Source organism: Methylorubrum rhodesianum (assembly GCF_014199985.1).
GTDB classification, from domain to species: Bacteria; Pseudomonadota; Alphaproteobacteria; order Rhizobiales; family Beijerinckiaceae; genus Methylobacterium; species Methylobacterium rhodesianum.
Genome location: NZ_JACHOS010000003.1, coordinates 148,454 through 169,293, shown reverse-complemented (window position 1 = coordinate 169,293; position 20,840 = coordinate 148,454). Strand labels below are relative to the sequence as shown.

General features: G+C 69.4%; 18 protein-coding genes. 4 read left to right on the top strand and 14 right to left on the bottom strand.

The features are described 5' to 3' along the window. Positions 1-12: 12 nt before the first annotated feature. From HNR01_RS05420 to HNR01_RS05395, 6 genes are all read right to left on the bottom strand, one after another. Positions 13-300: an XRE family transcriptional regulator gene (locus HNR01_RS05420; RefSeq protein ID WP_017484189.1), complete on the bottom strand. Its 288-nt coding sequence runs from the start codon at positions 298-300 to the stop codon at positions 13-15. Next, a complete protein-coding gene (locus HNR01_RS05415; protein ID WP_026105473.1) occupies positions 297-644 on the bottom strand; it encodes a type II toxin-antitoxin system RelE/ParE family toxin in 348 nt (115 codons plus the stop codon). The genes HNR01_RS05420 and HNR01_RS05415 overlap by 4 nt, the downstream gene beginning before the upstream one ends. A gap of 49 nt (positions 645-693) precedes the next feature. Next, positions 694-4,776, bottom strand: coding sequence for a Pls/PosA family non-ribosomal peptide synthetase (locus HNR01_RS05410; RefSeq protein ID WP_183667034.1), 4,083 nt, complete (start codon positions 4,774-4,776; stop codon positions 694-696). 235 nt (positions 4,777-5,011) lie between these two features. Next, positions 5,012-5,905 (bottom strand): NAD(+)/NADH kinase, encoded by an 894-nt coding sequence (locus tag HNR01_RS05405; RefSeq protein WP_017484192.1) that lies wholly within the window; start codon positions 5,903-5,905, stop codon positions 5,012-5,014. An 11-nt stretch (positions 5,906-5,916) separates the two neighbouring features. Further along, positions 5,917-6,897, bottom strand: coding sequence for an SPFH domain-containing protein (locus HNR01_RS05400; RefSeq protein ID WP_153874415.1), 981 nt, complete (start codon positions 6,895-6,897; stop codon positions 5,917-5,919). Positions 6,898-6,943: 46 nt separating this feature from the next. Then, entirely contained in the window at positions 6,944-7,702 is a 759-nt protein-coding gene (locus tag HNR01_RS05395; protein WP_183667033.1) for an NUDIX hydrolase, read from the bottom strand. 254 nt (positions 7,703-7,956) lie between these two features. On the opposite strand from HNR01_RS05395, the gene HNR01_RS05390 reads away from it, so the two are divergent. Then, a complete protein-coding gene (locus tag HNR01_RS05390; RefSeq protein WP_183667188.1) occupies positions 7,957-8,574 on the top strand; it encodes a PepSY domain-containing protein in 618 nt (205 codons plus the stop codon). Positions 8,575-8,891: 317 nt separating this feature from the next. Here HNR01_RS05390 and HNR01_RS05385 read toward each other — a convergent pair whose 3' ends face one another. After that, on the bottom strand, positions 8,892-9,158 hold the full coding sequence (locus HNR01_RS05385) for a hypothetical protein (RefSeq protein ID WP_017484196.1): 267 nt from the start codon (positions 9,156-9,158) through the stop codon (positions 8,892-8,894). Between the two features lie 419 nt (positions 9,159-9,577). Here HNR01_RS05385 and HNR01_RS05380 point away from each other — a divergent pair, with 419 nt between their 5' ends. Both HNR01_RS05380 and HNR01_RS05375 read left to right on the top strand, forming a co-directional pair. Further along, complete coding sequence (locus tag HNR01_RS05380) at positions 9,578-10,846, top strand: arsenic transporter (protein WP_183667032.1); 1,269 nt, start codon at positions 9,578-9,580, stop codon at positions 10,844-10,846. Between the two features lie 34 nt (positions 10,847-10,880). Further along, positions 10,881-11,840 (top strand): DMT family transporter, encoded by a 960-nt coding sequence (locus HNR01_RS05375; protein WP_183667031.1) that lies wholly within the window; start codon positions 10,881-10,883, stop codon positions 11,838-11,840. A gap of 531 nt (positions 11,841-12,371) precedes the next feature. Here the strand turns inward: HNR01_RS05375 and HNR01_RS05370 are convergent. The 7 genes from HNR01_RS05370 to HNR01_RS05340 form a co-directional block, all read right to left on the bottom strand. Continuing rightward, positions 12,372-12,542: a hypothetical protein gene (locus HNR01_RS05370; protein WP_183667030.1), complete on the bottom strand. Its 171-nt coding sequence runs from the start codon at positions 12,540-12,542 to the stop codon at positions 12,372-12,374. 179 nt (positions 12,543-12,721) lie between these two features. After that, complete coding sequence (locus HNR01_RS05365; protein ID WP_153874419.1) at positions 12,722-12,952, bottom strand: DUF6894 family protein; 231 nt, start codon at positions 12,950-12,952, stop codon at positions 12,722-12,724. A 246-nt stretch (positions 12,953-13,198) separates the two neighbouring features. Continuing rightward, the gene (locus HNR01_RS05360) at positions 13,199-13,927 is read right to left on the bottom strand and encodes an amino acid ABC transporter ATP-binding protein (RefSeq protein WP_026105475.1); all 729 of its coding nucleotides are present in this window, start codon (positions 13,925-13,927) and stop codon (positions 13,199-13,201) included. A 110-nt stretch (positions 13,928-14,037) separates the two neighbouring features. Further along, positions 14,038-14,730, bottom strand: coding sequence for an amino acid ABC transporter permease (locus tag HNR01_RS05355; protein ID WP_153874420.1), 693 nt, complete (start codon positions 14,728-14,730; stop codon positions 14,038-14,040). Continuing rightward, on the bottom strand, positions 14,731-15,453 hold the full coding sequence (locus tag HNR01_RS05350; RefSeq protein WP_183667029.1) for an amino acid ABC transporter permease: 723 nt from the start codon (positions 15,451-15,453) through the stop codon (positions 14,731-14,733). A gap of 22 nt (positions 15,454-15,475) precedes the next feature. Then, positions 15,476-16,387 (bottom strand): amino acid ABC transporter substrate-binding protein, encoded by a 912-nt coding sequence (locus HNR01_RS05345; RefSeq protein ID WP_153874421.1) that lies wholly within the window; start codon positions 16,385-16,387, stop codon positions 15,476-15,478. A 239-nt stretch (positions 16,388-16,626) separates the two neighbouring features. After that, entirely contained in the window at positions 16,627-18,291 is a 1,665-nt protein-coding gene (locus HNR01_RS05340) for a porin (protein WP_026105476.1), read from the bottom strand. Between the two features lie 699 nt (positions 18,292-18,990). Between HNR01_RS05340 and HNR01_RS05335 the strand changes: the two genes are divergently transcribed. After that, positions 18,991-20,496, top strand: coding sequence for an alginate export family protein (locus HNR01_RS05335; RefSeq protein ID WP_183667028.1), 1,506 nt, complete (start codon positions 18,991-18,993; stop codon positions 20,494-20,496). Positions 20,497-20,840: the final 344 nt, after the last annotated feature.

Genomic DNA, 20,840 nt, shown 5'->3' with positions numbered 1-20,840 from the left:
AGCGGGCGATCGTCATACGAGTTCGACCCGCAAATCCCGCCCGACCGCGCGGGCGGCGCGAACCAGGGATTCCAACGTCGCGGCGCCATTCGACGGATCGAGGAGGCGATCGACCTGAGCGCGGCTCGTCTGCATGAGTTCGGCCATCCGAACCTTGCTGATCTTCTGACGCTTCATCTCCAGGGCGATCTGCTCGGCAATGATGCTCTTGGCCGCCGCTGCCTTGACCTCTTCAGCGATGCCCTCGGCCTCCAGCCAGCTCTCGAAGCTCGATCCAATATGGGGGTTGTCCGCATTCATCTCATCACCTCCTTCAAGCGCCTCCGTGCCAATTCAAGCTCTGATGCTGGCGTCCGCTGCGCCTTCTTGATGAAGGCATGCAGGGCGATCAGCCGACCTTCATGGAACCCGAACAGAAGGCGGGCTTCGCGGCGGCTTGGCAGCGTCGAACGCACCTCGAACAAGCCGCCTGCCATCGGTCGGCAGACCGGTAGCCCGATCGGCCAACCCAGTTGGACCCGACGAACATCAAAGCCGACGACGCGCTTGTCCTCCGGCGGCAATTCCCTCAGCCACTCGCGAACCGGCTCGTGGCCGAGAGCACTTCGATAGAAAAGCAGAGGGATGGCTGTCGCAGCGGCCATCCGCAAAACGTACCATTATTGGTACGATTCACAAGTACTGCGAAGCCTTTCACGCCGCCTTCGCCGCCGGCTCGGCGACCGCGTGCACCACCGGCACGGCGGGCGCGCCCTCCCACTCGGAATGGGCCGGGATCGACTCGCCCTTCATCACGATGGTGAGCGGGCGCAGCCGCGCGTAGTCGCCGACATGGCTGTCGTAGAGCACCGTCGAGAACGCCCCGACCGAGACGCCGCGCCCGACCACGACCCGGCCGACCTTCATGATGCGATCCTCGTAGAGGTGGGTCTGGAGCGCCGCCGAGCGGTTGATGGCCGCGTAGTCGCCGATCTCGACGCAGTCGAACTCGGTGATGTCGGTCATCAGCAGGCAGGCGCCCTTGCCGACCTTCACGCCGAACAGCCGCAGCACCCAGGGCAGGAAGGGCGTGCCCATCAGGTGCTCCAGGAGCACCTTGCCGGCCAGCCCCCAATAGGCCACCGCGATCGCCTCGGTGCGCATCGCCCACCACGACCACATCGGCCGCATGCCGGGGCGGTAGATCCCCATCAGCAGCCATTTCAGGGCGATGACGCTGCTCGTCTGGATCAGGGCGATGACGACGCTCGCGAGCACGAAGGCCACGGCGAGCCCGAGCCAGTCTCCCTCGAGGATCTCGGGGTAGAACACCCAGTCGATCGCGCAGATGGCGAGCGAGATGTAGAGCATCGGCGAGAACGAGGTGGCGAAGGCCTCGAACAGGCCGCGCCGCAGCTTGGCCCACACGCTCGGCTCGAAGGTCTGCGCGTGCGAACCGAGATCGACCTTCTGCCGCACCGGCAGGCGGATCGGCGGCGAGCCGAACCACGTCTCGCCCGGTCCCATCTGCGCGTTGGCCGGGGGCTTCGACTTGATGCCGATCAGGACGTCGTCGGGCAGTCGCGTGCCCGGCGGCAGCACGCCGTCATTGCCGACGAAGACGCGGGCACCGGTCTCGACGGTGTGAAGGTGCATCCAGCCGCGGCGGATCTCCTCCTCGCCGACCACCACCTCGTCGGCGATGAAGTTGTTGGCGCCGACCGAGACGAGGTCGTGACGCGAGCCGAGATTGGTCGAGATCTCGGCGCCGCGCCCCATCCGCGCGCCCATCAGCCGGTACCATGCCCGCATGTAGACGGTGGCGAACAGCGAGGAGAGCGTCTCCAGCGTCACCTCGGAGGCGAGCGCCACCAGCCATTTGCGCAGGTAGAAGCCCGACCAGATCGAGTAGGTGCCGGATGTCGCCCGCGGCAGCACCGCCCAGCGGATCGCGGCGATGAGCAGCACCGTGCCCGCCGTCATCAGCATGGCGGTGGGCCAGGTCAGCAGCGGCAGGTAGGCGTGGTAATCGACGTCGGTGATCTCCGAGAGGTGATCCGAGATCTGATCGAAGATGTAGAAGGCCGGGAAGATCGGCAGCAGGCCGACCGCCGGCACCGCCGCGAGCAGGAAGGCGTAGACCGCGCCGAAGGCCGCCCGGCGGGCGGGCGAGGCGGTGGCGGGCTCGGGCAGGGCGGAGAAGTCCACGGTGCCGACCCGGCGGCCGGGCGAGCCGTCCCAGGCTTCGGCCGGGCCGACCTCGGTGCCGGCCGGCACGGTGGTGAGATCGGCGATCTCGGCGTGATCGCCGATGACCGTATCGGGGCCGATGACGCAGGAGGTGCCGATGGCGACGTCCTCGCCGATCTCGACGCGGCCGATGACGAGTTCGTTGCCGACGACCTCGGCATTGGCGATGACGAGGCGACCGCCGAGCGAGGAGCCGCGGCCGATGGTGAGAAGATCGGCCGCCCCCACGTCGAGGTCGGAGACCAGCACGTCGTCGCCGATCTTGGCGCCGAGCAGCCGCAGATAGGCGACGATGGCGGGCGAGCCCTGGAGCCACTTGATGTGCACCAGCGGCGTCAGCCGCTGCGCCAGCCACCAGCGGTAATAGTAGACGCCCCAGAGCGGGTAGCGGCCGGGCTTGGTCCGCCCGAGGATCAGCCACTTGGCGGCGATCGCGATCGACGCCGTCACGGCATTGATGCCGATATAGACGAGCAGGAGGACGCCGAGTTCGCCCCAGAAGCCGAGCCCGCCGCCGGTGAGCAGCAGGTAGGTGACGAAGATGCCGAGCCATTGCGCCGTGGCGAGCGCGATCACGAAGGGGAGGGCCGCCGCCTGGGCGAGCCCACACAGCGCCCGGCGCAGGAGCGGCGGCGGGGTGAAGCCGAGATCCCGGATCGCGGTCTGCGCGCCGACGCCGCCGGAGCGCTCGATCAGACCCGCGGCCATCGCCCGGAGCGTGCGGCCGGCATAGACGTCCTGCAGGGTGATGCCGGCGAGCGCCGGCGTCTCGCGCACCGCGCCGACGAAGCGGGCGGCGAGGAGCGAGTGGCCGCCGAGTTCGGAGAAGAAGTCGGCCTCGAGCCCGATCGGCCCGTCGCCGAACACCCGCTTCGCCGCCGCCAGCAAGGCGGCCTCGGTCTCGTTGTCGGGCATCTCCTGCTCGCCGTCCGCCGCGGCGACCGTCAGCGGCGCGATCCGCAGGGCCTTGCGGTCGACCTTGCCCGAGGTAAGACGGGGCAGGGTCTCGACCGTCTCGAAATGACCGGGCACCATGTAGGGCGGCATCTGCGCCGCCAGAGTCTTTCGCAAGGCCGCCCGGTCGAACTCGGCGCCGCGCTCGGGCACGAGGAAGGCCACGAGGCGGTCGACCTCGTCGTCGCGGCGCAGCACCACCGCCGCCTGATTGATGCCCGCCTCGCCCCGGATGCGAGCCTCGATCTCGCCGAGCTCCACGCGGAACCCGCGGATCTTGACCTGATCGTCGATGCGGCCGTGGAAGGCGATGTCGCCGGCCTCGGTCATCGAGACCGCATCGCCCGAGCGGTAGAGCACCGGATCGGTCCCGTCGGACGGGTAGGGATTGGCGACGAATTTCTCCGCCGTCAGTTCGGGTCGCTTGAGATAGCCGCCCGCCACGCCGGGGCCGCCGATCAGCAACTCGCCGGGCTCGCCGGGCCCGAGCAGGTTCAGCGCCTCGTCGGCGACGTAGACCGAATAATTCGGGATCGGGCCGCCGATGGTGACGGGCCGGCCCGGCCGCATCTCGGCGGCGGTCGCCACCACGGTCGCCTCGGTCGGGCCGTAGGTGTTGAACAGGCGCCGCTCGCCGGTCGCCCAGCGCGCCACCAGCGGCTCGGGCAGGGCCTCGCCCCCGAGCAGGACGAGGCGGACACTCGGCAGGTCGCCGGGGATCATCGCGAGCAGGGTCGGCACCGTGTCGAGCACGGTGACGCCCGCTTCCGCGATGATCGCGGGCAGCGATTCCACGTCGCCCATCATGGCGGGGCTCGCCACGAACAGGCAGGCGCCGACGAGATAGGGGACCCAGATCTCCTCCATCGAGAGATCGAAGGCGACGGAGGCGCCCTGGAACACCACGTCGTCGGCGCGCATGCCGTAGACGGCGTTGCCCGAGCGCAGGAAGTGGCAGATGTTGGCGTGGCTGATGACGATGCCCTTCGGCACGCCGGTCGAGCCCGAGGTGTAGATCAGGTAGGCCGGGTGCTCGGGGGTGAGACCGGCCGCATCGAGATCGGGGGCGGCGGCCCCCTGCCCCGCCGCCAACACCGCGGCGGTCGTGAGCGCGGGCGTGCCCTCCGGCGCCTGCGGGTGCAGGGCGTCCGAGACGAGGAGCGCCCGGGCCTCCGCATCGCCGAGGCAGACCGCGACCCGGTCGGCGGGCGCCTCGGCGTCGAAGGGGAGCCAGGCGGCGCCCGACTTGGTGATGCCGATCTGCGCGATCAGCAGCTCGGTGCCGCGGGCCATCCAGAGGCCGACGACGTCGCCGGGGCCGATGCCGCGGGCGGAAAGCCCAGCGGCGAGGGCGTCGGAGCGGGCGTCGACCTCAGCGTAGGTCAGGACCGGACGGCGCCCGTCCGAGGCGGGCTCGGCGGCATCGATCAGGCAGGGAGCGTCGGCGCGCGCCCGCGCGCTCGCCCGGAACAGGGCGGCCAGGGTCTCCCGGCGGATCAGGTCGGGGCGGGCGGGCCCGCGCAGGACGGCCCGGCCGGCGAGGCTTCCGCCCGGCCCCTCGTCGTGGTGCCCCGCCGCGACGAGACCGCCCATCCGATGCTCTGCTGCCGATTCCACGTGCTGCCCATTCCCGGATCGGTCGAATCGCGCGCCGACGCTCACGGCGCGCGATCACCAGCCCCATGATCGGCACCCTTGGCGGTTTTGCGACAGGATCGCGCCCTACAAATGATTGTGGTCCGGCCATCCGCCCGGACGTCCCGCCCGCCTTCCATATACGGGATGGGCGGCCGGGAAACCGGTGTTCCTGAGCACCCCGCCGCCCGTCTCAGCCAGTCACGAGGTGCAGGGCCCGGTCGGCCGGCGCGATCCGCACCTGCCGGCCCCAGCCGAAGCCCAGGAAATCCTGCTCGATCCCGTCGGCGAAGACCACGCCGCCCTCGTTCATCCGCGAGGTGACGCGGAGCGGTGCATCGGTGAGCTTGCCGGCCCGCAGCCGCGTGGCGGTAGCGACGCTCGGGAACGGCTCGCGCACCCAGTAGCCCACCGCCCGCTCCTCGGGGGCGAGCGACAGGCCGAGCCGGGTCGCCTCGGCGATGGAGCGGGCCCAGCCGGTGGCCCCGGTGCCGGAGGCGACGATGAGACCGCTGGAGGAATGCTCCTCCCCCTCCTCCCCGGCCTCGATCCGGTAGCGGGCGGATTGGTGGCTGCGGTGCCCGACGAAGATCTCGTTGAGGGCGAACAGGCGCTCGGCCCCGTCGATCACCGCCTCGACCATGGTGCGCCGCTCGATTCCGGCCGCCCCGGCGGCGCTCGCCGGCAGCAGCCGGGGGAGCCGCTCGACGGGATTGCGGACCAGCACGCCGTCGTAGAGGTCGGGGTCCGGGTTCACCCCGATCACCGGCTGCGCCCCCAGATACTTCGCGACATTGGCGATCAGCCCGTCCTGCCCGACGGCGACGACCACGTCGTCCGCGGCGAACAGGAAGCGGTCGAGGTCGGCCCGCCGCACCAGGGTCTGGCGCCACGCGCCCGGCACCGCGGCCCGGGCCCGGGCCAGCACCGCGTGGAAGCGCTCGTGGCGCGCCTCGACCTGCGCCAGCCCCTGGCCGCGGCTCTCCAGGAAGAAGCGGGCCTGGCCCCTGGTGGCATGCCGGGCGATCAGGAGCTCGTAATCGGTCTCGCGGGTGACGAAGACCGCCCGGGGGGTGAGCGCGGCCATCAATCCCTCCCTCAGCGGGCCGGGAGGCCGGTCGGCCGGCGGAATTCGCCGAGGAGGGTGGCGAGGAGGTCCGGCGTGACGTTGACGTGCTCGATCGTGTCGAGCTTGCCCGCCAGCGACTGGGCGGCGAGGCCGAGCAGGGTGCCCGGCGCCACGTCGCGGTAGATCGCCACGCGTGCCCGCTCGGCCTCGGTGCGCGCCCCGTCGACCACGCGGATGCGCTCGGCCTCCGCGCCGGCCTCGATCCCCTCCGCCTCGGCCCGGGCCTGCGCCCGGTTGCGGGCGTTCTGCGCCTCCTCGGCGATCAGCAGCGCCTCCCGCCGGGCGAGTTCGGTCCTGGTGGCGAGTTCGTTCTCGGCGATCGCCCGCTCCTTCTCCACGGCAACCGCCCGGCGGGCGAAGGTGGCCTCGTCCGCCTTCTGCTGCAGCGCCTCGTAGGTCGGCGTCTGCAAGGCGCGCTCCAGCTCGCTCGACGGGGCGAGATTGGTGAGCCGCACCGAGACCACGGCGATGCCGATCTCGGCAAGCGACGGCTCGGTGCCGAGCGCCGCCTGCACCTGTGCCCGCAGGGCCTCCGGCCCGGCATCGAGCAGGGCGCGCACGGGGGCGCTGCCGAGGAATTGCAGAACGGTCTGGTTGGCGAGCCCGGCGATGCGCGCCTCGATCCGCTCGATCGGCTCGCCCTGGAGCCGCCCGGTGCGCAGGTCGAGGGAGAAGTCGACGCGGGCGGCGAGCCGCTCGGGATCGGCGACGTGCCAGCCGATGCTGCCCTGCACCGCGACCGCCTGGAAATCCGCGCTGCGGCCGCGGACGAACAGCGTCATCTCGCGGTCGTCCATCGGCAGCTCGCTGATGCTCGCGGTCTCCGGGCGGAACCAGAAGACGAGGCCGCGCCCGCTCTGGCGCGGGCGGCCGTTGCGGAAGCGGACGACGTAGTGGCTCGCCTCGCTCCGAAGCTGGGACAGGACGCCGAAGCGGCGGATCGTGGCCATGTCAGTCTCCTTTCGAGGGGATTGGGGAGGGGAATTGCAGGAGGAATTATGAGGGGGATTGCGAGGGCGCCGGACGGAAGCGGTACAGCTCGGCCGGGCGGTAGGAGGTGCCCGTCTCGAACCGGCCGGTGGGATCGAGCCAGCCGCGGTCGAGCATCCGGCGGCGGAAGGCGGGCTTGTTCAGGCGCGTGCCGAGGATCGCCTCGTGCACGTCCTGGAGCTGGCGCAGGGTGAACAGCTCCGGCAGCAGGGCGAAGCCGACCTCCGAATAATCGAGTTTGCCCCGCAGCCGCCGCAGGGCGAGGGCGACGATCTCGGCGTGGTCGAAGGCGAGAGGAAGCGCCGCCCCGTCGGTCGCGCGGACCGTCACGGGCTCCTCCCCCGCGGATTCCTCTCCTGCGGACGTCACGACCGTGCCGAGACGCAGGGCCGGAGCCCGGGCCAGCGCCTCGGCGAAGGCCGCCTCGGTCAGGAGCGCGAGATAGGCGACCGTGATGATGCGCATGCGCGGATCGCGCTCCACGGCGCCGAAGGTGTAGAGCTGCTCCAGATGCGCCCGCGCGCCCCCCGCCTTCTCGCGCAGGACACGCGCGGCGGCGTCCTCCAGCGCCTCGTCGATCCCGACGAAGCCGCCGGGCAGCGCGTGGCGCCCCGCATGCGGGTGGCGATCGCGCTGCAGCAGCAGGATGGCGGGCCGGGCGCCGGACAGCCCCAGCAGCACCAGATCGACGGCGACGGCGGGCCGCGCGTAATCGGCGGGATCGTAGCGCGCCAGGAAGGCGGCCTCGGATTCGGCTGAACTCATGGGGCGCTCCCGACTCACCTTATATCCGAAGTGCGAATTAGTTATTTTCATATTAGATATATGTCAAGGCGGAAGATGACACGCCCCGCGCCGTTCCGTTCGGCGGCCGCCATCGGCGCGCGCGACCGCAGGCGCGAGACGGCGGGTACCATCGCGCCTCGAACGTCATGCCGCGCCGCAACCAAGCGGCGGTCAGGGCCGTTCAGAGGGTCCTCAAGCCCGAAAACGGGAGACCCGCCATGAAGACGACCGCCATGAAGACGAACATCCTGCGCCTGACCGCCGCCACCGGCCTCCTCGCCCTGATGACGGGCGTCGCTGCGGCCCAGAACCCCGACCTGACCAAGAATCCGGAAACCACCGGCCGCGCGCCCAGCGCGACGGAGGCCGCCAAGTCCAACAGCGACCTCAAGGAGTGGCAGGTCGCCAAATCGGCCAAGGTCGGCCTCGCCCAGGCCATCGCCACCGCCGAGGGCAAGGCCGAGGGCGAGGAGAAGGGCGGCCGGGCGATCGACGCCGATTTCGAGAAGGCCGACGGCAAGAACCCGGCGCGCTACGCGATCAAGGTCGTGTACCCGAGCGGCAAGCTCGTCGAGCACGGCGTCAACGCCGACACGGGGGAACTCTTCAAGAGCGAGAACCAGCCGATCGAGCGCTACTTCACCCGCCTGAAGGCGAGCGACTTCCAGAACGCCAAGGTCTCGCTGAAGGACGCGATCGCCCTGGCCGAGCAGAAGGTCCCCGGCAGCAAGGCCTACGAGGCCGAGGTCGAGCGTGAGGGCAATTCGGTCGAGTACGAGATCAAGCTGGCGGCCACCGACCGCGAGCAGGAGGTCAAGGTCGGTCCGGACGGCACAGTGAAGAACGACTGATACGGTTCGGCCGCCTCCCCTTCTGTGATGGGAGGCGGTCGGGCGGGTGCCGCTAAGCATCGTCCGGGAGCCGTGCGGAATCCGGACGATCTCTTGTGCCCATCCGAGCCGCGGGGCGAGCGGCCCGGAGGATGGGCCTTCGGGCCCGCCCCTCCCCACCTTCGAAGGCCGCCACCGGGCCAGACGGCGGCGCGGGCATCCTTGACGAAAGACGCTAGAGCCGTGTCCGACCTGATCGCGCCAGACCGTCGACTCCAGGTTCTTGTCTCAACGCGTGTACTCACGACGAACCGGCATCCAGGTCGTCGGACAGCGCCCTAGCGGGCGTCGTGGCCCTTGCCCTGGGCACCGGGTGAGGCGCCGGACCCGGCATCGTTGGCCCCCGTGCTGTTGGCGGTGCCGGAGCGGCTCTTGTCGCCGGAGGTCGGTCCGCTGCCGGCCGCCCCGGGCGACGCGCCGGACCCGGCATCGTTCGGCCCCGTGCTGTTGGCGGTACCGGAGCGGCTGGTGCCCGAACCTTCGGCGGCGAAGGCGGCGGGCGTGAGCAGGAGGGTGCTCGCGAGAGCGAGGGTCAGGGCCTTCATGGCGGATCTCCCAGTGGCGGTTCTCTGTGCCCTCGGGAAACCGGCGCTTCAGGAGGCTGTTCCGCCCCTCCCTTTCCGGCGCCCGGCAGGACGGAGCACCGACGCACCGGGGCTCGCCTCGTCCGAAGCGTCCGGCCGCCCTCCACGCCGGCCCCGCCCGCACACCCCACTCGAAAATCGCGCTGTTGTGATGGATCAGGCTGGAACGGTGCCGCTCGAGGGAACTTGAGCGGCGGTCGTCGAGGATCGGCGTCGATGCGGATCGCAGGGCTTTGGTATTGGGTCTTGATCCTCGGGCCTTCGGGCTTGAGTCCTGGAGCCCGATCCGCGCCCTGCCCATGCCGGCGGCGGTCCGCAATGGTGGCCCGGCTCCGATCCGAACCCGGTCACGTTCTCCGACAGAAGGAAGCCCGACGCCGATGGGCGCGCTGATCCAGAACCCGAACGCGGCGACCTGGGGCATCGCCGCGCTGGCGACGCTCGGCGTGATCCTGCGCCCCTTCGCTTGGCCGGAGGCGGTCTGGGCGGTGGCCGGTGCGGCGCTCCTCGTCGTTCTCGGCCTGATCCCCTGGCAGACCGCCCTGGAGGGCACGGCCAAGGGCACGGACGTCTACCTCTTCCTCGTCGGGATGATGCTGCTCTCCGAAATCGCCCGGAAGGAAGGGCTGTTCGACTGGCTCGCCGCCCACGCGGTGAGGGCCGCGAAGGGCTCGGCGACGCGGCTGTTTCTACTCGTCTACCTCGTCGGCACGGTGGTTACGGTCTTCCTCTCGAACGATGCCTGCGCGGTGGTGCTGACGCCGGCCGTCTTCGCCGCGACGAAGGCGGCCGGCGTGAAGCAGCCCCTGCCCTACCTGTTCATCTGCGCCTTCATCGCCAACGCGGCGAGCTTCGTGCTGCCGATCTCGAACCCGGCCAACCTCGTCGTGTTCGCCGAGCACATGCCGCCGCTGGGACAGTGGCTCGCGACCTTCACCCTGCCCTCCCTGCTGGCGATCGTCGCGACCTACATCGTCCTTCGCCTGACCCAGAACGCGCGGCTGAGGGCCGAGACGGTCGCGACCGCGGTCGAGACGCCGGCCCTGGGCCTCGGCGGTATGGTCGCGGGCCTCGGCATCGTCGCCACCGGCGCGGCCCTCATCGGCGCCTCGGCCGCCGGGATCGAGCTCGGCCTGCCGACCTTCCTCGCCGGCCTCGCCACCACCCTCGTCGTGCTCGCGATCAACCGGGGCGGATTCGTCGCGGTCGCCCGGGACGTTTCCTGGGGCGTGCTGCCGCTGGTCGCCGGGCTCTTCGTCCTGGTCGAGGCCCTGGAGAACACCGGCCTGCTCACGCGGCTCGCCGACCTCCTGGGCCAGGCCGCGCAGGGCGATCCCGCCGCCGCGGCCTGGGCCGGCGGCGCCCTCGTCGCCTTCGGATCGAATCTCGTGAACAACCTGCCGGCGGGCCTCCTGGCGGGCGCCGCGGTGCAGGCGGCGCACGTCCCGGAGACGGTCGCGGGCGCGGTCCTGATCGGCGTCGATCTCGGGCCGAACCTCTCGGTCACGGGCTCGCTCGCCACGATCCTCTGGCTCACCGCGATTCGCCGCGAGGGCGAGAACGTCTCCGCCTGGGCGTTCCTGAAGCTCGGCGCCCTCGTCATGCCCCCGGCGCTCGCGCTCGCGCTCGCGGCCCTGATCCTCGCCTGACCCCCGCCCCTCGTCGATCCGGAGGCCGACCCGCGTGAGTGCCGCCCTGCTCTACCCTTTCATCATCGTGGCGGGCGCGCTCCAAGCGCTCGGCAATTCCATGAACGCGCAGCTGCGCGGGCAGCTCGTCAACCCGTTCCTGGCGGCGTCGGTCTCCTTCCTGCCGATCGTCTTCGTCTTCGCCACGCTGTTCCTCGTGATGCCGACGCCGCTGCCGGGCCTCGACACGCTCGGCGGCATGCCCTGGTACGCGCCCCTGGGGGGCGTGGCCGGCGCGGTGGCGGTGTTCGGCGGCCTCGCCTTCGTCGACAAGGTCGGCGCCGGCCCCTTCAACGGCCTGACGCTGACCGCCAACATCCTGACCTCGCTGGCGATGGATTCGCTGGGCCTGTTCGGGCTGCCGGGCGGCGGATTCAAGCCGATGCCCTGGCTCGGCGGCCTGCTCATGGCCGTCGGCGTGACGTTCATCGCCCGCGTCACGCCCGGCCAGGACGCGAGCAGGGAGGGCGCGAGCGGGGATGGCGCGAGCCAGGAGACCGGCCACGGCCTCAATCCAAGGCTGCTCTATCCCTTCATCGTCGTCGCGGGCGCGCTGCAGGCGGTCGGCGTGGTCTGGAACGCACAGCTGCGCGGGGCCCTGGTCAACCCCTGGCTCGCGGCCCTGGTCTCGTTCCTGCCGGTGGTGTTCGTCTTCGTGCTGGTCTTCCTGCTGCGGCCGAAGCCGCTGCCGCGGCGGACCGACCTGGAAGGGGTGCGCTGGTGGATGCCGCTGGCCGGCCTCACCGGGGCCGTGGCCGTGTTCGCCGGCCTGCTGTTCGTCGACAAGGTCGGGGCCGGCGCCTTCAACGGCCTGCTGATCACCGCCAACCTGCTGACCTCGGTGGCACTGGATCACTTCGGCTGGGTCGGCATGAAGCGGGTGCGGGCCGGCGCGTCGCGGCTGGGCGGAGCCGCCCTGATGGTGGCCGGTATCGTCCTCATCTCGCTGTTCTGACGCGGCCGGAGGCGGGCGGGAGAGGGCGGGGCTCGCGCACTATCCCGTCCCCTCGCCCGCGCGCCGCCCTTCCCGGAGCACTCTCCACCGAAGCGGATTTCGGTTCGGCGAAAGTGGACGAAAGAATGCGCCCCAGACGGGGACCGGGAGACGCCAACCTCACACAATCCAGTCGGATCCGATTCCAGGACATGACCGGTCGTCCGACCGACCGATCGCGATGGAACCACCGCGCCTTGGGGAAAATCTTTCGATAGACTTGCACCGCTGCGAGACGACGACCACATCGAGGTAAATCATGTCCTGCGAAAGCTCGGCACACGCGTCGCGAACCGCGTCAAGTCCGCCAATGCTTTTCCGATAGACTTGAAGCCCCACCGTCTCGCCAACCACCGGCGAGTACACGGTATTTTGATCCGAAAATTCGGTCGCATCCAATAACTAAAGGTGATGTATTATTGATTTGGTTTTCGATTGAGCATATTCAAGCCTAAATGCGGCGAATTGATTAGCCTCTTCACCGTACCAGACTCACAACTTCATCGAATACGCACCAGCCAGGGAAGGACGATGCCGGCCGACAACGCCCAGGCCACCGCTGAGATTGCCGCTCTGTGTGCGGCCGCCCGCGCGAAGCTTCCGGCCTCGGGCTTCCGCCGGCTCCGCGTTCTCCTCGACATGCTCCTGATCGACCTCGGCCACGCGGCAGCGCCTCCGGAAGGGCCCGCACTGGATCTCCGGCCGGATGCGGCGTCTGCAGGGCTGCCCGTTGACGGGTCCCGGGCGGCGCGCGCGGATGGGCCGTGATCACGGCCGCCCTCACCCGCGCGCCGCGCGGGCCGGCCGATCCGGTCTCCGCTTCGGCCGGGGTGGACTCGGGATCAGCCGTCGTCGATCTGGCAGACGAGGCGGATCGTCATGACGCCATCGCCGTCGCCGTTGCGGACGGTCAGGACCAGCGTGCAATCCTGGCTGTCCTCGGCCTCCGCGGCCATCAGGGTCGTCATCACCCGCAGAGCCTCGCGGCGCAGGGCGAGCGGGTCTTGGATCTCGCGACCCACCTCGTCCCTCAGGGACGTGCCGTCGTTGATGTCGAAATAATAACGCGGCATCCGAGGAAAGTTGCGTGAAATAACCGGGACCCGTCTCGATCAAGCTCGGGACCGGCCCCACGGACGGTGCCTCTCGAAACCGAGCCGGACAGAGCCCCCACGCCGCTGCAGCGTGAAGGAAACAGCGCCGGTTTCAGCGGCCCGCGCCGCCAGCATACAGCCGGGACGTGCGATCGGGGAGAGCCGGAACCGCGATTTCGCTTCGATCAATCCGCGTCCAACCAATTCCCGTCCAATCAATCCCGCTCAATGAGCGAGGATCTTCGACAGGAATTGCTGGGCCCGCTCGCTGCGGGGCCGGTCGAAGAAGGTGTCCTTGGCGACGTCCTCGACAATCTCGCCGCGATCCATGAAGACCACCCGGTCGGCCACCTTGCGGGCGAAGCCCATCTCGTGGGTCACGACCATCATGGTCATGCCGTCGCGGGCCAGTTCCACCATCACGTCGAGCACCTCGCCGACCATCTCGGGGTCGAGCGCCGAGGTCGGCTCGTCGAACAGCATCACCACCGGGTCCATGGCAAGCGCCCGGGCGATTGCCACCCGCTGCTGCTGCCCGCCCGAGAGTTGGCCGGGATGCTTCTGCGCATGGGCCGAGAGCCCGACCCGCGCCAGGAGGTCGAGGCCGCGCTTGGTCGCCGCCTCCTTGGAGCGCCCGAGCACCTTACGCGGGGCGAGCGTCAGGTTGTCGATGACGCTCAGATGCGGGAACAGCTCGAAATGCTGGAACACCATGCCGACCCGCGCGCGCAGCCGCGGCAGGTTGGTGGCCCTGTCCCGCACCCGCGTGCCGTCGACGGTGATCTGCCCCTCCTGGAACGTCTCCAGGGCGTTGACGCATTTCAGCAGCGTCGACTTGCCCGAGCCCGAGGGGCCGCAGACCACCACCACCTCGCCCCGGCTCACCGCGGTGGAGCAGCCGGACAGGACACGGAATTCGCCGTACCACTTCGACACCGCCTCGATGGCGATCATCGACCCGCCCGCGGCGGCCGGCTGCGGGGCCGAGGTTACGGGCGCCGAAGTCATGGGCGCCGAAGTCATGGGGTCTGTCGTCATGGGCCCATCCTCATCGCGTTTCCCCCTCACCGGACGATCGCCGTACGGGCTTGGAGCCGGCGCACCAGCAGCGAGGCCGTGAAGCAGACGGCGAAGTAGACGAGCGCGGCGAACAGATACATTTCCACGAGCCGCCCGTCGCGCTGTGCGACCTTGGAGGCCGCGCCCAGGAAATCGGTCAGCGAGAGCACGTAGACGAGGGAGGTGTCTTGGAAGAGCACGATCGTCTGGGTCAGCAGCAGCGGCAGCATGTTGCGCAACGCCTGCGGCAGCACCACGAGCCGCATGGTCTGCGCGTAGCTCATGCCGAGCGCCCGGGCCGCCGCGGTCTGGCCCCTGGGGATCGACTGGATCCCGGCGCGCATGATCTCGGCGAAGTAGGCCGCCTCGAACAGGGTGAAGGTGATCAGCGCCGAGGAGAAGGCGCCGACCTGGATCGGCGTGGCCGAGCCCGTCGCCCAGGCGCCGATATAGGGGACGAGGAAGTAGAACCAGAAGATGACGAGCACGAGCGGCAGCGAGCGCATCAGCTCGACGTAGAGCTTGGCCGCGTGCGTCAGGCCGGGGATGCTCGACAGCCGCATCATGGCGAGAAGCGTGCCGAACACGATGCCCCCGGTGGCGGCGAGCGCGGTCAGCGTCAGCGTGAACACCATGCCCTGCCCGAACAGGTAGGGCAGCGAGGCGCCGATGACCGAGAAGTCGAAATTCGCGAACATCTAGCGCGCCCCCGGCACGGCGACGGTCCGCTCCAGCAGGGTCGCCCCCGCGATCACAACCAGGTTGAGGAGGAGGTAGAGGATCGTGGCCGCCGTGAAGGCCTCGAACACCTGGAACGAGAATTCCTGCATCGAGCGCGCCCGGGCCGTCAGTTCGAGCAGGCCGATGGTCAGCGCCACCGAGGTGTTCTTGAGGTTGTTGAGAAATTCCGAGGTGAGCGGCGGCAGGATGATCCGGTAGGCGTTGGGGAGCAGCACGTAGCGGTAGGTCTGGACCGTGGTGAAGCCCATGGCCGTGCCGGCCATCCGCTGGCCTCGCGGCAGCGACTGGATGCCCGCCCGCACCTGCTCGGCCACCCGCGAGGCGGTGAAGAACCCGAGACACAGCACCGCCGTGTAGAACGGCGCGTCGGGCAACTGCTTCACCGCCGTGCCGAGGCCGGCGGGCAGGAGTTCCGGCAGCACGAAGTACCAGAGGAACATCTGCACCAGCAGCGGCACGTTGCGGAACAGCTCGACATAGGCGGCGCCGACCGCGTTGGCGGCGCGCGAGGGCAGCGTGCGCATCACCCCGATCACCGAGCCGAGGGAGAAGGCGATGACCCAGGAGGCGAGCGCCGTGGCGATGGTCCAGGACAGGCCCGAGAGCAGCATGTCGGCGTAGGTGCCGGCGCCCTCCGGCGAGGGCTCTTGGAAGATGCCCCAGTTCCAGGTGTAGTTCATGGCCGCCCCCTGGCGTCAGGGATCAATAGGCGGCCGGGTCCGCGCTGTCGCTGGGATGGGCGAGAGCCTTCTGCATCGGCTCGCTCAGCGGGAGCTTGAGGTTGATGCCCCGCGGCGGGATGGCTTGCGTGAACCACTTCTCGTAGAGCGCCTTGCCCTCCGGGCTCTTGTAGAGCGCCGCAGTCGCCGCGTCGGCCACCGCCTTGAAGGGCGCATCGTCCTTGCGCAGCATGATCCCGTAGGGCTCGGGCTTCGACTGAGCCTCCGAGGAGATGGCGTAGGCGTCCGGCGTCTTCGACCCGGCCACCAGGGCGGCGAGCAGCACGTCGTCCATCACGAAGGCATCGGCACGGCCCGTCTCGACCATCAGGAAGGCCTCCGCATGGTCCTTGGCCGGCAGGATCCGCATGCCGAGGCCGCGGGCCGCGTTGATTTCGTTGATCTGGCGGATGTTGGTCGTGCCCGAGGTCGAGACCACGGTGCGGCCTTTGAGATCGTCGGTCTTGTCGAGGCCCTTCTCCTTCTTAGCGACGTAGCGGGTCGCGGTGAGGAAGTGGGTGTTGGTGAAGGCGGCCTGCTTCTGGCGGTCGGCGTTGTTGGTGGTCGAGCCGCATTCGAGGTCGATCGTGCCGTTGGCGATCAGCGGGATGCGTGTCGCCGAGGTGACCGGATTGAGCTTCACCTCCAGCTTGTCGAGCTTCAGCTGCGCTTTGACCGCATCGGCGATCTTGAGGCAGATCTCGTAGGCGTAGCCCACCGGCTTCTGGTTGCCGTCGAGATAGGAGAACGGCACCGAGGAATCGCGATAGCCGATCGTGATCGCGCCGGTGTCCTTCACCTTCTTGAGGGTTCCGCTCAACTCCTGCGCGCCGACCGGTGCCGTGGCCGCCGGAATCGCGAGGGCAGCGAGGAGAAGCGCGTGGCTCAGGTGCATACGGCGGACCTTCTTCTGATGACGGCCGCCTCGTTGCAGCCGGGACGACACGCGTGACGTGCACGCGACGTGAACCGCATAGTGATGCCGAGAGAAGCGCTTGTCATCCGATCCGGACGGGCCCGCCGAGGCAAAGCCCGTACCATCGGCGCAAAGCGTTACTCTCCGCGGGGCCCGCCGGCGGGTGCGTCCGCGGGACGGAAAGCCGGGGACGTCCTCGCGCAGAGAAAGGCGACCGATCAGAAGTCGCGCTGGACCCGCATGCGGATCTGGGTCGTGTCGTAGCGCTTCTCGGTATAGGCCGGCAGGCCGTTCACCGTGACGGGGCGGCTCGCGTCCGTGACGCGCCCGCCGAGCGGGCCGGTGCCGATATAGGTTCCCTCGATGCCGATATCGAGATCCTTGACCGGCGACCAGATCAGGCTGGTGCCGGCGATGATCTGGTAATTGTCGCGCAGGATCGGGCTGAAGGCGAAGGCGGCGCCGGTCGGCGGCGCCGCGGCGCCCACGAGACCGTTGACGAGGCTGAACGCCTCGCGGGTGCCGCGCCTGAACCCGATCTCGCCGTAGCTCCCGAAGAAGGCGGAGCGCCATTCGGGCGTCCAGTAGTGAAGGAGGGAGGCGGTCGCCGTGAAGCTCGTCGACAGCTCGATCCGGCCGGACAGCGGGTTGACCACCGCGTCGGCGAGCGCGTGCACGAAGGGCGCGCCCTGAACCGGGTTGAGCTGGCTGGCATAGGTACCGGTGAAGTACGAGAAGCCGGTATAGATCAGCGCGCCCTCGCCGTAGGCGCCCTGCAGGTAGAGCCCGTCGCCCGCGGCGATCCAGGGCAGGTTGAGCTTGAGCCCGCCCTGCACGGCCCAGCCATAGGCCGTCTGCGACCCGGAGGTGAGGCCGCGGGCGGCGAGCAGCGCTGCGGCGGTGCCGGCCCCCACCGGCCCGCTGGCGGAGCCCGGCACCGGCGTCAGGGCGGAGAGGCCCGAATTGGCGATGAAGCCGCCGAGATTGACGTCCTTGACGGCGGCCGAGAGCTGGGCCGAGCCCCAGGCGGCGTCGTGGCGCAGCGCGCCGACGAAGTCCGGCATGCGCGAGCGCTGCACCGTGTCGACGAAGACGACCGAGCTGGCGGTGCCGCTGGCGTTGGTGCCGAGGATGACGGGACTGGGAGCCGTGACGAGGACGGTGTTCAGGCCGGACTGGCCGGGGAGGGTCCCCGTGGCGCCGACCGCGGCGGCGTAGAACGGGTTCTTGCGGAAGTTCGGGTCCTCCATCGACAGCGTCGCGGACCAGCCCTCGCCGATCTTGTGGGTGTAGGCGAGGAGGTTGGTGGAGGGCACGTCCGAGCCCGCCGTCGAGCTGATCAGCTCGTAATCGTGGGCGTAGAAGTCGAAGAACGAGGAGGCGCGGCCCGCGGTCAGCCCGGCGAACTGAACGAAGGCCTTCTCGGTCACGATGAAGTTCTGGACCCGGCCGAACGCGTCCTGGCCGAGCGCCGGGAAGGCGTTGCCGACGCGCTGCTGCGTGCCCGAGGCCATGAACACGCCGGTGCGGCTCGCGGCCTCCAGGCGCAGGAAGGCGCGCAGGGTCCCGTAGCCGGTCTGCGTGCGCGCATCGAAGTTCATGCGCATCAGCCCGCGGTACTGCGACAGGTCGCCCGAGCTGTTGGCGCGGTTCTGGACCGGAATGTAGCCGGCCTCGAAGCGGGCGCGGCCCGAAACGCGCAGGCAGGTATCGGTACCGGGGATATAGAAGAAGCCCGCACCGCTCGCGCTGCAGACCCGGACGTACTCGACGGGCACCGCCTTCTTGACGGGCAGGTCAGCCGCCCGGGCGGCGTCGACGGCCATCGCGGCAGAGACCGCGGCCGTGGCTCCTGCGAGGAGTGACGTCGCAACCCGCCCCATCCACCAGACCTCCGTCATCAGTCCCGGCCCCTCGCAACGCCAAGCGGCCCGGCCTGTCGCCCCGGAAAAGACTTGCATATCTGCTGTGCGGATCTGATTTATCTTCAGGCAATCCTGGATAAATCGGCATCAATATTGAAATCATAAAGCCCTGCATTTGATAAGTCACGCGTCAACTCGCGCGGCCGCAGATCTGCGCCGTCCTGTGACTTTTCGGTCGCAGTCCGCTCCCTCGATGCGGCCGGTCGGGATGCCGCGGCCGCATCGACCGTGCGGACGGGGCAACTCGACGCGAGAGAGGGCGCGTCCCGGCTCGCAGCGGTCGCGCGGGGCGTTCCGGCGTCGCGCCTCACGAACCGCACGGCGCCGCCAGAGCGAGACCCGTCGGCGATCGGGTGCTGAGTGAGGCGCTTTTAATCCCGCCCGAGGCATCAATACTTGATAATTTACGCCGGCGTTGCCGCGGAGGGACAAGACCGGGGCGGCCGAAGCCCGCACCGATTGGCGGCCAAACCTCTGATAAAACGCCGTTTTCAGCGCAGGTCGCGATGTGGAAAACCAACCCGGACCGCCCGAACGGCCTCACCATCCGCCAAGAAAGCGCACGAACAACTGCCGCCCTTCTTGCACTTGTATACCAGATTGGGCGATTTTTATCCTTCAACGGAAAGAATTTCCGCAAAAACAAGGGGCACCGCCGTGAAACGATCGGTTCTGTACGCGTCTCTGCTGTCCGGAATCTTCCTCGCCGTTCCCTCCGGCCCGGCCCGTGCCCAAACCGTGCCCGCCGCCCCGACGGAAAAGGAGACCGCCCGGGCATCGGCCGCGAAGGCCAAGGCGCAATCTTGGCCGTATTTCGCAGCCGCCCCGGCCCAGCCGCCGAACGTCCTCTACAAGGCGCTCGGCGAGCCGGAGAACTGGCGCATCAGCGGCTCGTTCCGGCCGCGGGTGGAGGGCATCGCCAACCAGTTCCGCCCGGTGCCGACCTTCGCCGCCAACGACATCCTGAACTCGTATCTCACCACCCTGTACGTGGAGTACGGGATCAAGGGCCCGGTGCGCCTCGGCGTCGAGCTGTTCGACAGCCGCGGCTATTTCCAGCAGCGCAACTCCTCCGCCTTCACCACGGAGATCAACGCCCTCGAACCGGGCCAGGCCTATCTGAACTTCGACACGGGCGATCTCGGCGGCGACGGCTCGAAGAGCAGCCTCACGGTCGGCCGCTTCACCAAGAACATCGGCTCGCGCCGCCTCGTCTCGCGCCAGCAGTTCCGCAACACCATCAACGCCTATACCGGCCTGACCTATGACTGGCAGGGCGCGAACCGGGACAAGTTCACCGCCCTGTGGGTGATGCCGCACACCCGCCTGCCCGACGACGTCAACGGCATCCTCGACAACGGCATCGAGTTCGACCGCGAGAGCCTGAACCTGCAACTGTTCGGCGCCTCCTACACCTTCGCGGACATCCTCGGCGGCACGTTCGAGCTCTACGGCTACGGCCTCTACGAGCAGGATTCGGGCACCGGCCTGCGCTCGGTCCAGACCCGCGACCGGCGCCTGTTCACCCCCGGCATGCGCCTCGCCCGCCGGCCGCAGGTCGGCGCGTTCGACTACGATTTCGAGGCGATCTACCAGACCGGTCTGGCCCGCGAGACCGCGGCGGCCACCGACCTGCGCGACCTCACGGTCTCAGCCTATTTCGTCCATGCCGAGGTCGGCTACACCCTCGACCACGCGTGGAAGCCGAGGCTGTCGCTGCACTACGACCACGCCAGCGGCGACCGGAACAACGACGGCAAGTTCACCCGCTTCGACACCCTGTTCGGTGCCCGGCGCTTCGAGTACGGCCCGACCGGCCTCTACGGCCCGGTGCAGCGCGCCAACCTGATCTCGCCCTCGATTCGCGCCGAGATCACCCCGAGCAAGGTGTGGGACGCCTTCGTCGCCTACCGCCCGCTCTGGCTCGAGAGCGCCACCGACACCTTCGCCGCGACCCTGATCCGCGACCGCTCCGGCCGCTCCGGCACCTTCGCCGGCCACCAGATCGAGGGACGCCTGCGCTACTGGATCATTCCCAACGAGATGATCCTCGACACCGGGCTCGCCTACCTCGCCAAGGGCGACTTCCTGCGCAACGCCCCCAACGCGCCGGACACGGGCGACACCTTCTACGGCTACCTCAACACGACGCTGTTCTTCTGATCCGCCCCCTCTTCTGATCCTCCCGCGGCGCCGGACCGTCCCTGTGCAGGCTGACGGCGCGGCGGCCCTGACACGTCAACCAGACCGCGAGCGGTTGACAGTCCGGCACGCGGGGGCCTGAACACCGACCCGACGATTGCGGGCCCCGGGGCCGACGATGCGGCCGGATCGTCCGACGCACCATCGCGTATCGGGGGAGGCTTTCCGTGGCGAAGACGGCATCCGGCACCAAGGCCAAGGGCTCCAAGGCCAAGGGCTCCAAGGCCAAGGGCTCCAAGGCCAAGGGCTCCAAGGCCAAGGGCTCCAAGGCCAAGGGCTCCAAGGCCAAGGGCTCCAAGGCTGTA